Source organism: Pseudobacteroides cellulosolvens ATCC 35603 = DSM 2933, from assembly GCF_001262605.1.
GTDB classification, from domain to species: Bacteria; Bacillota; Clostridia; order Acetivibrionales; family DSM-2933; genus Pseudobacteroides; species Pseudobacteroides cellulosolvens.
On the sequence record NZ_LGTC01000001.1, the window covers coordinates 6,609,846 to 6,624,909 of the forward strand.

Annotated in this window: 15 protein-coding genes; 4 read left to right on the top strand and 11 right to left on the bottom strand. The window is 33.0% G+C overall.

Translation table 11 applies throughout. From position 1 onward, the window contains the following. Nucleotides 1-81: 81 nt before the first annotated feature. Both Bccel_RS27340 and Bccel_RS27345 read right to left on the bottom strand, forming a co-directional pair. Entirely contained in the window at nucleotides 82-1,233 is a 1,152-nt protein-coding gene (locus Bccel_RS27340; RefSeq protein WP_050753939.1) for a S1C family serine protease, read from the bottom strand. Between the two features lie 68 nt (nucleotides 1,234-1,301). Continuing rightward, the gene (locus Bccel_RS27345) at nucleotides 1,302-1,643 is read right to left on the bottom strand and encodes a hypothetical protein (RefSeq protein ID WP_036939989.1); all 342 of its coding nucleotides are present in this window, start codon (nucleotides 1,641-1,643) and stop codon (nucleotides 1,302-1,304) included. A 468-nt stretch (nucleotides 1,644-2,111) separates the two neighbouring features. On the opposite strand from Bccel_RS27345, the gene Bccel_RS27350 reads away from it, so the two are divergent. Next, a complete protein-coding gene (locus Bccel_RS27350; RefSeq protein ID WP_036939991.1) occupies nucleotides 2,112-2,627 on the top strand; it encodes a hypothetical protein in 516 nt (171 codons plus the stop codon). A 183-nt stretch (nucleotides 2,628-2,810) separates the two neighbouring features. On the opposite strand, the gene Bccel_RS27355 is transcribed toward Bccel_RS27350, so the two are convergent. The 9 genes from Bccel_RS27355 to rd all read right to left on the bottom strand — a co-directional run bounded on the left by Bccel_RS27355 (nucleotide 2,811) and on the right by rd (nucleotide 9,832). Then, nucleotides 2,811-3,008, bottom strand: a complete 198-nt coding sequence (locus Bccel_RS27355; RefSeq protein WP_036939999.1) for a DUF951 domain-containing protein — start codon at nucleotides 3,006-3,008, stop codon at nucleotides 2,811-2,813. Nucleotides 3,009-3,053: 45 nt separating this feature from the next. Then, nucleotides 3,054-3,878 carry a mechanosensitive ion channel family protein gene (locus Bccel_RS27360; protein ID WP_050753940.1) on the bottom strand — a complete coding sequence of 275 codons (825 nt, stop codon included), beginning with the start codon at nucleotides 3,876-3,878 and terminating at the stop codon, nucleotides 3,054-3,056. 214 nt (nucleotides 3,879-4,092) lie between these two features. Next, the gene (locus Bccel_RS29350) at nucleotides 4,093-4,215 is read right to left on the bottom strand and encodes a cyclic lactone autoinducer peptide (protein WP_081926856.1); all 123 of its coding nucleotides are present in this window, start codon (nucleotides 4,213-4,215) and stop codon (nucleotides 4,093-4,095) included. A gap of 42 nt (nucleotides 4,216-4,257) precedes the next feature. Continuing rightward, entirely contained in the window at nucleotides 4,258-5,121 is an 864-nt protein-coding gene (locus tag Bccel_RS27365; RefSeq protein ID WP_036940004.1) for a hypothetical protein, read from the bottom strand. A 333-nt stretch (nucleotides 5,122-5,454) separates the two neighbouring features. Beyond that, the gene (locus tag Bccel_RS27370; protein WP_036940006.1) at nucleotides 5,455-6,171 is read right to left on the bottom strand and encodes a gamma-glutamyl-gamma-aminobutyrate hydrolase family protein; all 717 of its coding nucleotides are present in this window, start codon (nucleotides 6,169-6,171) and stop codon (nucleotides 5,455-5,457) included. 88 nt (nucleotides 6,172-6,259) lie between these two features. Beyond that, nucleotides 6,260-6,835: an ANTAR domain-containing response regulator gene (locus tag Bccel_RS27375; protein ID WP_036940007.1), complete on the bottom strand. Its 576-nt coding sequence runs from the start codon at nucleotides 6,833-6,835 to the stop codon at nucleotides 6,260-6,262. Nucleotides 6,836-7,055: 220 nt separating this feature from the next. After that, nucleotides 7,056-8,390 carry a type I glutamate--ammonia ligase gene (gene glnA / locus Bccel_RS27380; protein WP_036940011.1) on the bottom strand — a complete coding sequence of 445 codons (1,335 nt, stop codon included), beginning with the start codon at nucleotides 8,388-8,390 and terminating at the stop codon, nucleotides 7,056-7,058. 405 nt (nucleotides 8,391-8,795) lie between these two features. Next, complete coding sequence (locus tag Bccel_RS27385; protein WP_036940014.1) at nucleotides 8,796-9,137, bottom strand: STAS domain-containing protein; 342 nt, start codon at nucleotides 9,135-9,137, stop codon at nucleotides 8,796-8,798. 530 nt (nucleotides 9,138-9,667) lie between these two features. Further along, nucleotides 9,668-9,832 (bottom strand): rubredoxin, encoded by a 165-nt coding sequence (gene rd, locus Bccel_RS29355; protein WP_081926857.1) that lies wholly within the window; start codon nucleotides 9,830-9,832, stop codon nucleotides 9,668-9,670. Between the two features lie 170 nt (nucleotides 9,833-10,002). Here rd and Bccel_RS27390 point away from each other — a divergent pair, with 170 nt between their 5' ends. From Bccel_RS27390 to Bccel_RS27400, 3 genes are all read left to right on the top strand, one after another. After that, nucleotides 10,003-10,677 carry a hypothetical protein gene (locus Bccel_RS27390; protein ID WP_201781986.1) on the top strand — a complete coding sequence of 225 codons (675 nt, stop codon included), beginning with the start codon at nucleotides 10,003-10,005 and terminating at the stop codon, nucleotides 10,675-10,677. 377 nt (nucleotides 10,678-11,054) lie between these two features. Further along, entirely contained in the window at nucleotides 11,055-13,145 is a 2,091-nt protein-coding gene (rho, locus tag Bccel_RS27395) for a transcription termination factor Rho (RefSeq protein ID WP_457920559.1), read from the top strand. A gap of 59 nt (nucleotides 13,146-13,204) precedes the next feature. Continuing rightward, a complete protein-coding gene (locus Bccel_RS27400) occupies nucleotides 13,205-14,842 on the top strand; it encodes an ArnT family glycosyltransferase (RefSeq protein ID WP_081926858.1) in 1,638 nt (545 codons plus the stop codon). Nucleotides 14,843-15,064 lie beyond the last annotated feature (222 nt).

Below are 15,064 nucleotides of genomic sequence, written 5' to 3' on the forward strand. Positions count from 1 at the left end.
TATCTCGTATTTCCCAAATCCTAATATAAACTAATTCTTAAAGATAAAGATTTCTTTAACCTGATTAATAATTTTTGATTCCTATCTGGTAAGAAACGTTTTACCGTCTTTTTCAGTCAGTGTTATAGGTACTTTTACTGGTTTGCCATTATTACAGTAAGTAACGTTTATAACATCTCCAGGCTCTTTGGAATAAATATATGACCTTAACTGGATCATGGTATTTATCTTATGCCCGTCGACCTCTTCAATTACACAGCATTCCTTTATTCCTGATTTGTATGCAGGACCAGTCTTATCAATGGTAGAGATATAAATACCATTATCGAGATTAATATTTTTATCAATATAAGAAATTACATCTTTATCATAGGCGAATATGCCCATGTAAGGTTCTTTAAATTGACCTTTGTCCACTAATTTGTTTATGATGGGCTTAACTACATTAACAGGTATAGCAAAACCTATGGCTTCAGCACTGGTTACCTTGATGGTATTAATGCCTATAACCTGACCTTGTGCGTTTAGCAGAGGACCTCCACTATTACCCGGGTTAATGCTGGCATCGGTCTGAATCAGGTCCTCCATATAATTTGCTCCCTCATCAGTTTCAATTTTTATGGTTCTGTTTAATGCACTTATAATTCCGGACGTTACGGTTCTTTGAAGCTGAAGCCCTAATGGGTTACCTATTGCAACAGCCGGCTGGCCTATTTGTACCTTACTTGAATCGCCGAGAGGTATTGTTGGGAGTCCATTTAGATTTACCTTAACTACAGCCAGATCAAGTACGGGGTCCGACCAAATTGTTGTTCCGTCAATATTTTTTCCATCGGAAAGGGAAACTATTATTCTTTTGGATTTTCCGCCTGCTACATGGTGATTGGTGACGATATATCCATTGGAAGTTGCAATAACACCTGATCCAACGCCCCATTTTTCAGCAGTATTTCCATCAAAAATTGAATTGCCATCTACCCTTAAAACAGAAACTCCAACAACTCCAGGTATGGATGACTTTGCAACCGATTCAGCAACTGATACACCGGATTGTCCTTGGGAACTTAAAAGCTGAGGTTGGGGAATGCCTGAATTATTATCAAGTTGAGGGATAGGGTTTTGCTGGGGTTGTTTGTAAAAATTGAGAAATAAGGCAATAACGAGGGTGCTTAGGACTGCTGTAGAGACAAGGATATAGAGTATCGTTTTCTTGGAATTATTATTTGAAAGCATATAATCATCCTTTTATTTTTTATTATTTATTATGTAATTGAAAGGATGAATTAATGCATAATTATGACTTATTTTTCTTCAGTTGTTTTATTTTTTGCAAGTGCAACTATGCTTCTGTAAATTAGAAGGATTGATATAACTAATATAATTATATTAAGTAGTAGATCTGCCGAAAAATCGGATGTAGAAATCCGGGTTAAAAGCGGAATGCCGTTAATTAAGCCCACAAATAAGCCTAAAATTAATAACAAGACAGGATGTTTGACCATGTTTTTTATAGGAGTTGCAACCTTCCCTGTACCGACATAATATCCAGGGTTGTATTGATTATCCTGCCACTCTTTTAAATCAGACAAATTCTTTTCAAATTCATTTGACTCATTATTAAGGTTATCATCTTTGGGTTCCATAAGTATCCTCCTTTATATTGTTGGTTGGTATGATTATGAAAGTATTACATTTTTAAGTATTTCTCTTGCTGTTTCAGCCTGGTCTTTCTTAACTAACACCCTGCTGGGACCTGCTAGACATTACACATTCATATTCTATATAATCAACACCAATTATAACATCCTTTTCTTCACAGAGTTTAATCACCAATTCAACATCACAATCGGAGCACTTGGTAAAACCATCACTATATTCATCGTTACACTTTTAGTTATATATCATAATTATATCAGACGTTACAGAATTTAACAACATTTATACTTATGAATTGATATTGTTTTAGTGAGATGTAAAATATTACTTTACTAAATAAGGCTATTTTTGGTATAATACTTGGAAATTGTACTATTATTAATGCATTAAGGTTTAGTAACTTCAGATGAGCACATTATCTGTTTGCAATTACTTTGAAATGGGAGAGATGTTTCATGTGTAGATATTTAAAATTAATGCTGATTATTTGTATTGCTGGGTTTATATTGCTTAGTTGCAGGTCTAATAATACTGTAAATGAAGATGAGCATTTTCCACAACCTGAAGTAGTTAAAGTTTATAATATGGGTGAAAAAGAATTTGAACTGTCTTCTGAAAAATGTACGGAGTTAAGGGACCTGCTTGATAAAATGACATTTAAGAAATTAGATATAATACCACCTAGGTTATCAGCAGAAATCCTACCAGATGATTATGTTATTGTTAACAAAATTCCATGTATTACTATAAATTTGCCAAAGGACTACAATACAAAGAATCTGATTAGTGCCAAAAGTCTTGAGAGTGCTAAAGAAAATGATTACATGCCATACTCAGGTAAGATTTTTATACCTTTGGATGGTCAATATAGAGGGGTATTATATCTATACAGTAACGCAAAGAGGATTACTCATATAGAAAGATTGAGTGATAGTGATTTGGATGAAATTATAAAATTAATTAATAGGTAAGGTTTAGATATTTGCCTATTTAAAATCATAATCATCATAGAATATTTTTCATACTATAATTATGGATTATCAGCTATTATTATATTTATAATAATTAACTTGTTTTCAAAGTAAATTTTTATTTGAAATAGCTGCATATAGTATATAATAGTGGTTAAAAATGTTTGTAAAGCTACGAGAAATTCAACAGTCTCCCACAGACTTGATTATTTTCTTTACATTTTTCTCGAATTTTGGCCGTGGAAGCATTACCTGGTGTGAGCAACCAAGACACTTTATTCTGAAGTCTGCACCGGTTCGCATTACCTCCCACTCCTTGCTTCCGCATGGGTGTTGTTTTTTCATTTCTACCACATCACCGACATTAAATTTAATTGGCATATGATTTCCTCCGTAAAGTAACATGTTATGTATACGATAGTTGTATTATAATGGCCTTTGCCTGTAGTAAAACTCTATATTTGCCTTGCTGAATTCATCCTTAACGAGTTCGCGAAATCTTCGTTCAACCGCGTAATGTTCATTGGGTAGAGTTTTGGTTGTTACTCTCAAAACTAGATTATCCTTATGAAACTCTGTAACCCCCAATATTTTGGGTGCTTCTACTATTACATCGAATTCTTTTACGATTTCTTCGCAAATCTTGTTTACAATATCTACAGCTTTGCTTAAATCTGCCTCGTAGGATATGGGAATATCGATGTTTGCTGTTTTGTTGCCTTTGGAATGATTTATGATCTTTTTAATCTCTCCATTAGGTATAATATAAAGGTCTCCATTGACATTTCTAATCCGGGTGACCCTTAATTCAATATGTTCTACCGTACCATTGAGGTTATCAATGGTAATAATATCACCAACTTCAAACTGATTTTCAAACACTATAAAAAATCCCGATATCACATCTTTGATGAGGCTTTGTGCACCAAAACCTATGGCCAAACCACCTATACCTGCAGCAGTCAGTACCGATTTTATATCAAAGACATCTGTTAGTATTGAAATAACAGCAATAGTGTATATTAGATACTTAAATATACTTCTTGTCAGGGTTGACATGGTATCAAGGCGTTTTATGTTTATGCTGTATTTAAAGTTCTTTTGCTTTTCAAAAGTCTTCTTGATAATAAAATTACCTACTTTTACAACAACTATAGCAATAATTATTATACCTAAAGATTTAATAGTATACATTACTGGCGAATTCATATTCACAAAGGTTGACTCAATAAATTTTATTACATTATCCATTATCCATTTACCTCGCTAAAACATATTAAAAGGATTTATCAAAGATTTTAACATATTATATGCTATTATTCCATAATAAATATAAACAATATAAAAGGTATTGGAGTAAAATTGTAAAATAATAAAACACTCCAACTGTTTTTGAAGTGTTTTATTATCTTCCTCGTATAAAGAATAAAGGATATAAAATAGAGGATATATTAATCATGGAAGGCTACTTTCGAAAGCACTTTGGCGTTTTAGGCTGATAAAATATCCAAGCACAAGCAGTACTACTAACTAAAACTGAGATAATAAAAAGTGCTGATGATAATAGCATTAATATTTTGTTTCTCATAATAACATCCCCTTGTCCCTTTATTTAATAGAGTATACTCTATTAGTGCAAATTAGTTTTATTTGCTTTCGTATCTGAATTTACATCATTCTTCATGGAGATAAGAATATTTTTAACTTCGCAATAGTCTTCACATTCCATTAATCTACATAGATAGTCAATATTCTGAAAAACCTCTCTATTGTCGTATACTCTTTTTTGCTCTTCTTCTTTTTGAATATCTCTTCTCATCTTAAATACATTGACAACAATGACTATAGTAAAAATAACCACAAATGCTAAATTCATAGCAATAAGGATTTTGTCGCTAGTAGAACTAAATAACTCTTTGTTTGACCAATATATTTTGAAATTAAAAATTATGATTAAAAATGTAAATAATAATTGTAAAACAACATAACGTACTCTTGTTAAATAATATATACTTATGTGCTTTTTCTTGAAATTTAACACCTTTATATTCAATTTGAAAAGAATTAATGTAATTATACAAAATATTGAAAAAGAGGACATAAATAACATCCGACGCAAAAAATTATCCTTTTCAATATCGGCAAAACTGTAATTTGTAACAATTAATCCGATATTAGTTATTACAGCTTGTGTAATTGTTAGCACAATAAAAGCTAATAATGCTGCAACAATTGCTTCAACAAAACTTAAATTATAAAGAAATAAAACTGTAACTGTAAGTATAATAAGATTTAGTATAGCAGTAAGTGTAGTATTGGAATTACATATAAAATTTATGCTGGCAAATGCTATTGAGGTAATTATAGTTACAGCAATAACATTTCTAAATTTAACTGTATCCTTTTTACCAAGAATCGTCCATGCAAAAAATGATAACAAAAATTCTTCAGGAATTGACATGGTTAAAAAGTTTATTAGCGAAAACTGCTCCATATGCTATAATTCCTTCCTCCAAATTAAGATAACAATAATACAGTACCATATTTTTTTGTTAAACACAATAATTCAGAGGGATTCGACAACATATTGTATATTACTACAAAACTTGATATTAAATTTTCAATATTCAACAAAATATAATAAATAAAAGTAAAGCAGCATAGTATATCAAATGCTTTAACAGCAATGTTTCCCGTGTCTTTCATATCTATAAATTATCATATGGGTTTAATGAGTTCAATATAAAGTTTTGAATCGACAATATATGCATCGATTCGACAAAATGTGTCGAATCGTACCGCAATATGAACTATATTGTAAAAAAATTTATTTGCAACTTTGTACCAAACCCTCAAATAAAGATAGAAAAATTTTATCTGATTCCCACATAAGCTCAGGATGCCATTGAACTCCTAATGCAAACCTACGGTTTTTATACTCAATGGACTCGATTATGCCGTCTTCTGACACTGAGCTTATTTCAAATCCGGGTGCTATATTTTTCACTGCCTGATGGTGGAAAGAATTAACTCCTATTGTGTCTGATTTTAAAAGCTTTTTTAATATAGAGCCTTCTTTAATACTTATATTATGGGTAGGGTACCAACTGGGAGCGGCTTGTGAATGTTTGATAAGGCTTGTATCCTGTATTTGGGAGTGTATATCCTGGTAAAGACTTCCGCCCATAGCTACATTCATAATTTGTATACCTCTGCATATGCCAAACACAGGCTTGTTTAACTGGATAGCCCTTTTAATTATATATATCTCCATTACATCCCTGTATGGAGATATATCCCCATTGAAGGGGAGATTTATTTCATTGAAGTATTTAGGGTCAACATCGGGGCCCCCTGATATGAGAAATCCGTCACAATGCTCAACCATGTTTTCAATAAGCTCCTGCTGCGTACACATGGGCAACAATATCCCAAGACCTCCTGCTTCATTAACACCTTCGCAATAGCCTTTTTTAATGAAGGTCTGCTGATTGGAATAGTCGTACCATGGAGTAATACCTATTAAAGGACGTTTATTATTCATATACAATACCTCCCAGTGATCTGCGAACCATCTTTAATACATTTGAAATTATAAATGTATATCGTAAAACATATATAAAAAATTAATTCTAAATATCATATGCAAGTATAATTGCTTTTGAAATTTCTTTCATGGAAATTCCCTTATCCATGCTTTGCTTTTGTATTCTCTTAAATGCTTCTGCCTCGGAAAGATTAAGGTGCTTCATCAAAAGCCCTTTAGCTTTTTCAACTTCTTTCCTGGTACTTAAAACTTCCTTGAGATCGGTGATTTCCTTTTCCAGCGTATTAATTTTCTTTCTTGCTTTAAACATCAGATCTACTGTATTTAAAAGGTTTGTTTTCCCTATAGGCTTTGAAATACAAGAGAATCCTATATCATTACTCAGTTCCTCTGCAAGGGTTTTCTGAGATTCTGTAGCAATAAGAATTACATCACAAAGTTTATCTTCCAACAATATCTTTGCGACCTCAAGTCCGTTGGATATAGGCAAATCATAATCAAGCACCACAAGGTCAGGTCCAAGTGCACGAACCCTTCTTAAGCATTCCTGATCGTCAGAGACCTGTCCTGCAACAATATAGCCGTTTTCGCTAAAAAGTGTTTTAAGTTTTCCAGATGAGACTTCATTATTCATGGCAATCAAAATTCTTGGAGATCCCACATAACACACCCCTGTTACTATAAAATTAAATCCATAATTTCCTAGACATAACAAAATCGCTTGCGATTTTGCATCCTTGGTTGTTGTCGTGAGAAATTATAGTGTAGAAAACACCATAATTTCCTAGACATAAATTAAGACAGCCGAACCTAAAGGCCCGGCTGCTCCATTGCTGCTGGTAAAATTCTAAACAATGATATTGTTTAATTTATATAAAGAATTAATATTTTGTCAAGTATTGGTCGATTTCCCACTGAGTTATTTTCTTACTATAGTCTTGCCATTCGTCATTCTTGGCTTCTATGAATTTATTAAAAACATGCTCTCCCAATACTTCTCTTGCAAGTTCGCTCTTGCTAAGCTCGTCTATAGCTTCCCTCAAACTGCCTGGAAGCGAGTCGATACCTTCAGCTATACGCTGCTGCTCAGTCATTTCAAAAATATTTTTATCTATAGATGCAGGAGGTTGAATCTTGTTTTTAATGCCGTCTAATCCGGCTGAAAGGATGGCTGATAACGCCAGATATGGATTACATGATGGATCTGGACATCTTAGCTCAACCCTTGTTGATGAACCTCTCGCAGCAGGTATTCTAATAAGAGGACTTCTGTTCCTTGCTGACCATGCAATGTATACAGGTGCTTCATAACCTGGAACTAGTCTTTTATATGAATTAACAAGAGGGTTGGTTATAGCAACTATAGACCTCATGTGCTTCATAATTCCACCTATAAAATAGTATGCATCTTTGCTGAGTTGAAGCGGATCATTTTCATCATAAAAAGCATTTTTTCCATTTTTAAAAAGTGACATATTGGTGTGCATTCCTGATCCGTTGATACCAAATATTGGCTTTGGTATGAATGTCGCATGGAGGCCGTTTCTCTGTGCTACCATCTTTACAACAAGTTTAAAGGTCATTATGTTATCAGCTGTTGTAAGAGCCTCGCCGTATTTAAAGTCAATTTCATGCTGGCCTGGAGCTACTTCGTGGTGGGATGCTTCAATTTCAAAACCCATTTCCTCAAGAACCAGACACATATCTCTGCGTGCATTTTCTCCAAGATCAACTGGACCCAAATCAAAATAACCTGCGTTGTCATGGGTTGCAGTTGTAGGGTTTCCTTCGTTGTCAGTAAGGAACAGGAAAAATTCACACTCAGGTCCTACGTTAAATTCATCGTATCCCATATCAGTTGCCTTTTTTATTGCTCTTTTGAGTATATACCTCGGATCGCCTTCGAAAGGTGTACCATCAGGATTATAAACATCACAAATCAAACGTGCAACCTTTCCTGCCTGAGGCCTCCACGGGAAAATAGCCAGAGTGTTGATGTCCGGTCTAAGGTACATGTCTGATTCTTCAATACGGACAAACCCTTCTATTGATGACCCGTCAAACATACACTTGTTGTCTAAGGCCTTTTCAAGTTGTTCAACAGTTATGGCTACATTCTTCAAAATACCAAATATATCGGTGAACTGAAGCCTTACAAATTTAACGTCCTGCTCTTTTGCAATCCTTAAAATATCTTCCTTTGAAAAATTGGACATATACAACACCTCTCCAATATTATTGTTTAGTAATGACTAAAATAAACTTCTGCTATAAATTTCACTCACATGATAACTTAACTCGTCAACACTTGCTTAGAAAGCGAAAGTGATATTTTAATCATTCCTTAATGATGATTCAACATAAATTCAACATAATTAAAAGCATTAAAAAAGCGCACTCAAAAAAGGTCATAACCTCATTTGAGAACGCCATTGTTCTTAAAGTTTTGTCTACGATATATTATAATAATTACTAACTTATATATTAATAATTATTAAATAAATTATATCACAATAAAAATACTATGCAACAAATATTTTTTAAATTCCAGGAAATTATGATGAGTGTTCAATCAAGATTTCTCAGGACAAAGTTAAAATTATAAATTGATGTATAATATTCTATGTGGTTACTTTCTTAAGTGCTTCACTTTCATTTCCGTAAATCTCAATAAATCTATTAAGCCTTGTAACCTCAAACAAATTCATAATCTCAGGTAATAGATTGCAAAGTACCATGCGACCATTCATTTCCTTAAACTTCTTATAAGTATCTATGATTATACCAAGTCCGATACTATTCATATAAATAATACCTTCCATGTTTACTATAACAATCTGACCCGCACTTTCCTTTACAAGATTATCAAGGAGATCTTTAAATTCGTTCTGGGTAGATATTCTCACCTGACCTATTAGTTTAACAACTTTGACGTTGTTTAGTTCCTTGACTTCAACTTTCATTGCTTAAGCCCCCTCTGAAATTTTTAGCCTGATAAAGCTTCTAGTCCTGGTATATTATTTCAATAATAATTCGAAAAACAATTTTAAGGCTGTAATATAAGTTAAAAGACAATTCTTTTAATTAATGTAAGATCTAATGAAAGATCAATATTGAATTAATACAGTTAGCTTGTATTAATTCAATTATATATCAAATGAAAATTAAATTCAATAAGTTTGGATATTATGGAATAGATTAATTTCTTACAGAAGTGTTTTTAGCTAGATTTATCAGTACTTTTAAAGGAAACGAACTGTAGAAGAGTAACGCACACATACCTCTACAGTTCGTTATCCATCACACATTCAAAGATCTTATATGTTTTGCAATAATCATTTTACATATGTAATTATTGCAAAACATTTTCCTTGATTAATATGTTACGAAAAATCATTTTTATAATACAAATGCAGACCATTCAACTACATTTTAATGTAAATTTTGTTCGCAACATATATAGTAATGTTCAAACAATTTCTTTAATCATCATTTATTCAGTATACTTTTCAAAAGAATCCTTACCAACACCACACAATGGGCAAACCCAATCATCCGGAATATCCTCAAATGATGTTCCGGGTGCAATACCGCTGTCAGGATCCCCTGCTTCGGGATCATAAATGTAACTACATACTGTGCAAATATACTTATCCATTAATATCACTCCTTTAAAATATTTATTATTTCATACCCATAGCATAGTATATTATAACAAATTTTTCTTAATTAATTAATTAAATTTTGTAAAAAATCATTTCCGAGGATATTTCTTTAAAAGAGGATTTTTTCATAGATTTGGCGAATTATTATTGCGAGGTGTTTCATATGCTGATAAATACTTGTTTAACCATGGGATATAAATGTAATTTTTGCGGATCTTTTGAATTTTTCAATATTTCGCTTTTTAAGGTGCTGAGTAGAAGGGTATATACTCTTACTTGTCGCTGTAATAATTCAAAAATTACAATTTTCAATGATAACATAAATGATTATAGGATCAGGATTCCATGCATAGGCTGTGATAGCAATCATGTATTTAAGTTATCGAGAAACGACCTTTTAATGAAGTCAGTCAGTGTTCTGCACTGTCCAGACACGGGTATTGAATTGTGTTTTATCGGTACGGATGAAGAAGTGCGCAAGAGAATAGACAGTCTTGAGAAGAAGTTTGATGAGTTGATTGATCTTTTTGGATATGACAAATACTTTTTAAATACTCAAGTTATGTTTGATGCCTTAAACAAGATTCATGATATTGCTGAGGGCGGAAATCTCTATTGTGAATGTGGCAGCAGCGAGATTGAAATGCTTCTATATGAAGACAAAATACATTTAAAATGCTTAAGGTGCTTTGCCAGTATAGTGATTGATGCATCGTCCAATAAGGATCTTAAGGATATATTGAAAAAGAATCAGATAATGCTGACTAAAAAGTCTAATGAGTTTATGGAAAGTCATTCAAAGCATTTGGCACAAAAGACTGATGACAAGCAATACTGAGCATGAGTATTAAAATAAAAATACAAATAAATGTGGAAATAAGAATATAATTGCATTATATATGGAATAATGTGGAACAAATAGTGCTTTAGTAGTAAAATAGTGTATCAAATCCAAGGAAATAATTTACATTATTTCCTAACTGCGTTGACAAAGTATTTTTTGGATGCTATAATGTTGTCAAAGTAGCAATCGTTTTTCTCACCTACACAAAAATCTTCTGTTTTTGAAGGTTGTAGTTGTACATCTACTTGAATGAATTCCCAAAATGATGGAAATAAATAAATAAAGTTTATATAAGGTGGTGGACTATGGAGGGAATAAATCTCGAAAGTAAAACCCTTGAGGATTTACGTTATATTGCGAAAATGTTAGGGATTAAAAATGTAATGAAATATAAAAAGAATGAACTGATAGAGAAAATTTTAGAGTCCGACGACAGCAATATTGCTCAAGGTAACGATAAAAGAGAAAACATACAAATTGCTCTTTCTGCAAAAGAATCCGGTTCAAAAGATAATAAAGAGAAAAGCAAGGCTCAAGAAAATGAAGAAAACAAAGATGCAAATGAGCCTGTACTTAGGAAATCAAGGCGTGGAAGACCCGCAAGAGCAGCATCGGAGAAGGAAGCAGAAGCTAAGAGCACAGAAAAAGCTGATGAGGTTAAGGAACCAGTTGATATAAATAATAATGATGCAAATCATGATAATAAAAAATCAGCAAGTAAAACAAAAGAAAAACGCGGTTCAAAACTTAAAGCGAGTAAATTATCTGAAGATAAAACACCTGAAAATATAAAAATTAATGATGATAAAAAGGCAGAAGGTAAGGAAGATATAAAAGAAGCTATAAAAGAAGCTACTGAAAAAGACCAACCTGAGAATCTGCTTGAATCACCTATGCAAAAAAAAGATACTAAGGCTGGAGAAGTATCAGAGGTTGAAAAAACCAAGCCTAAAAGTGTAAATGAAAGAACAGAGGTTAAGGCTGAAACTGTAAAAATGAGTTCTATTGATAAAAGTGCCAATGCAGTTGCAGATGATAAACCATCTGTTAGTAAGAGTAATGTTGTATACGAAGGCAGAAGGGAAGAACCTGCTAAGGTAAGAAAGTTTGAACAGCCAAGAGAGTTTAAACCTGGTCATAGAAATGATAATAGGGCTGAAGTGAGAACAGAAAATATTTCCGACCAGAAAGCCGATCAAAAGAATGACTTAGCACCCGATCAAAAGCCTGATATCAAAGTAGAACAAAAGCCTGAGATAAAGGTAGAGCAAAAACCCGAATTAAAATCTGAAAATGCTCAGCAGGCTCCTATTGAGAGACAGACACCTATGGAAAAAATAGAAAGTGACGATCCTGTTGAGGGAGTTTTAGAAGTGCTTCCTGATGGATACGGCTTTTTAAGAAGCGATAATTATTTATCAGGGGCTAAGGATGTTTATGTTTCTCCTTCTCAAATCAGAAGATTTAGCCTGAAAACCGGTGATAAAATAAAGGGTAAAGGGAGAATTCCAAAGGAAGGCGAGAAATTCCAGGCACTTTTGTATGTCCAATCTGTGAATGGCGATTCGCCTGAAGTGGCTTCTAAGAGAATACCATTTGAATATTTGACACCAATATATCCAGACCAAAGAATTACGCTTGAAACTGCACCTAGGGAGTTATCCACAAGATTGATAGACATGATTGCTCCTATAGGTAAAGGACAGCGTGGTATGATTGTTTCTCCTCCAAAAGCAGGTAAAACAATGCTTCTTAAAAAAGTTGCCAACAGTATTACGACAAATTATCCTGAAATAGATTTGATCGTGCTTCTAATTGACGAAAGACCTGAGGAAGTAACCGACATGCAACGTTCAATAAAGGGAGAGGTAATATACTCTACCTTTGACGAAGTACCTGAACATCATATTAAAGTTGCAGAAATGGTACTTGAAAGAGCTCAAAGGCTTGTTGAACAAAAGAAAGACGTTGTAATACTGTTAGATAGTATTACAAGGCTTGCAAGGGCGTACAACCTCACCATTCCTCCAACAGGAAGGACATTGTCAGGAGGTCTCGATCCAGGAGCACTTCATAAACCGAAAAGGTTCTTTGGTGCAGCAAGAAATATAGAATTTGGCGGAAGCCTTACCATTATGGCAACAGCGTTGATTGAGACAGGAAGTAGAATGGATGATGTTATATTTGAGGAATTCAAGGGAACAGGTAATATGGAACTCCATCTTGATAGAAGACTTTCTGAGAAGAGGATTTTCCCTGCTATAGATATAAACAAATCCAGTACGAGAAGGGAAGAATTACTCCTTAGTCAAAAGGAACTTGAAAGTATTTGGGCTATAAGGAAGGCAATGAGCAATATGGGAACGGCTGAAGTTACTGAAATGATTGTCAATAAGCTCATGCAAACCAGGAGTAACGAGGAATTTCTTAAGACTATAAATATAAATTTTGGAGATAAATAAGAAAATCACAAAGGTGTAAGTTTAATATTAAACTTACACCTTTTACTGGTTACTACGAAATGATTAAAATATTAGTTCGGAAGGGTATTTTAATCATTCCTAAAAGATATCAAAGAAATGGTGATATTATGTCAAACGTTACTAAAGCAAATAATAAAGGAAGAGTTACTAAAAATATTGATAAAAAAACTGAAAAGATGACTAATGGTCTCATTCATCGAATGTTTAGGGATTTTTATGTGCCGATTCTGGCAATCTTCTTATTGTTGGTTTTTGCTATATTCTTTCTAAATGATAAAAGTATCGGTACTACCAACATTCAAATATCATTTTTAATTGGTATCATACCTGTTATAGGCTATGCTGTATATTTAAAGCTCAACAGGAATCTTAATATTGGCTCTCTTGCAGTTATGATTATTATTGCCGGCATATTATTAAGAGTTGTTTATACACTATACACTCCGTTTACAATCAGGCAGCATGATGTAATAGGAAGCTCCTTCAGCCATCTTGATTATATAAGGTATGTGGCTGAAAAGCTATCTTTGCCGGATGTAGGCTATTGTCAGGCATATCATCCCCCATTGCATTATGTTATATCTGCGGTATTTTACAAGCTGGGCAAGATAATAGGGCTTAGCAACTTTTATTCTTTCAGGCTTGTACAAGTTGAGATGGTTTTCTTAAATAGCATGACGCTCATTTATTTTTATAAGATATTAATGGAATTTAAGCCTAAGAAGCTGGTGACCTTGTCAGCATTGGCTATTTTTGCGTTTTTCCCGTATAATATATATTTTTCATCATTCTTAAACAATGACAATACAATGTATTTTTTCTATATACTTACTGTATATTATATGATTCGATGGATGAAGGTGAAAAGCAAAAAGAATGTAGTTCTAATGGCATTGTTTATGTCACTTACCATGCTTGCCAAGAAAAATGGAATAATACTCATTCCAACTATATTGGCTGTATTTGCTGCAGCACTTGTAAGAGATAAGGCAAATGCTAAAAATATTTTTAAGCAGGCTGGTGTATTTATATTGATTTCAGTACCTCTTTGTATAGCTTATCCAATAAGAAATTTTGTATTGTTCAAACAGGGGCTCATGTATGCACCAGGAGTTGATTTCGAAAAATACGCAAATACCATCAAGAATCTTTTCTATATTCCTATAAAAGGCTTCATTGATCAGCCATTTACGCAAGATCCTTTTACGGGAAGAAGCGAGCTGTTTGCCGATTATGTGATAAAGTCATCTCTTTTTGGAGAATGGCGTTTTGACGGGCTTGAGAAGATTGCAACATTACTTTTATTTGCAACTGCAGCTTTAATAATTATTGTGGTTATATATCTACTTATACAGAATATAAAGCTGTTAAAGGGTTATGGGTTTATATTTCTATTGTGCTTGCTTTTGCCTTTTGGACTTTTATTTCAGTCCCGGTTATCAATACCAGTAGTATGTGCACAAAACTTCAGGTATGCAGGTGTGGGTTTAATATCTGCAGCGTTCTTTTATGGTCATGCAGTTAATAAATTCTCAAATTCTAGGTTGAAATTTATGAAATATGTATTTACATTTATAACTGTTACATTTTGTATAATTTCGGCTGTTTTTATCCTTAAAATTGGTGTTGCACCACAAAGTGTATACGATTATTCGTTTACCGTAGAACTTAAGTAAGAAATGACTAAAATATTACTAAATATTAACCAATTTTAAATTGGTTAGTTTAAAGAAATTGAATGAATAAGCTTATTTGATACCCCTTGATATTACTACGTTTCAGATATCAAGGGGTTCCGTAATTTTTAAGCATAGAAAAAATTTTACCAAATCAGATTTGTTCTATTGACATGAGGTCCATACTGAGATATAATTCTCAATGTCAAAATTATTTCAGTG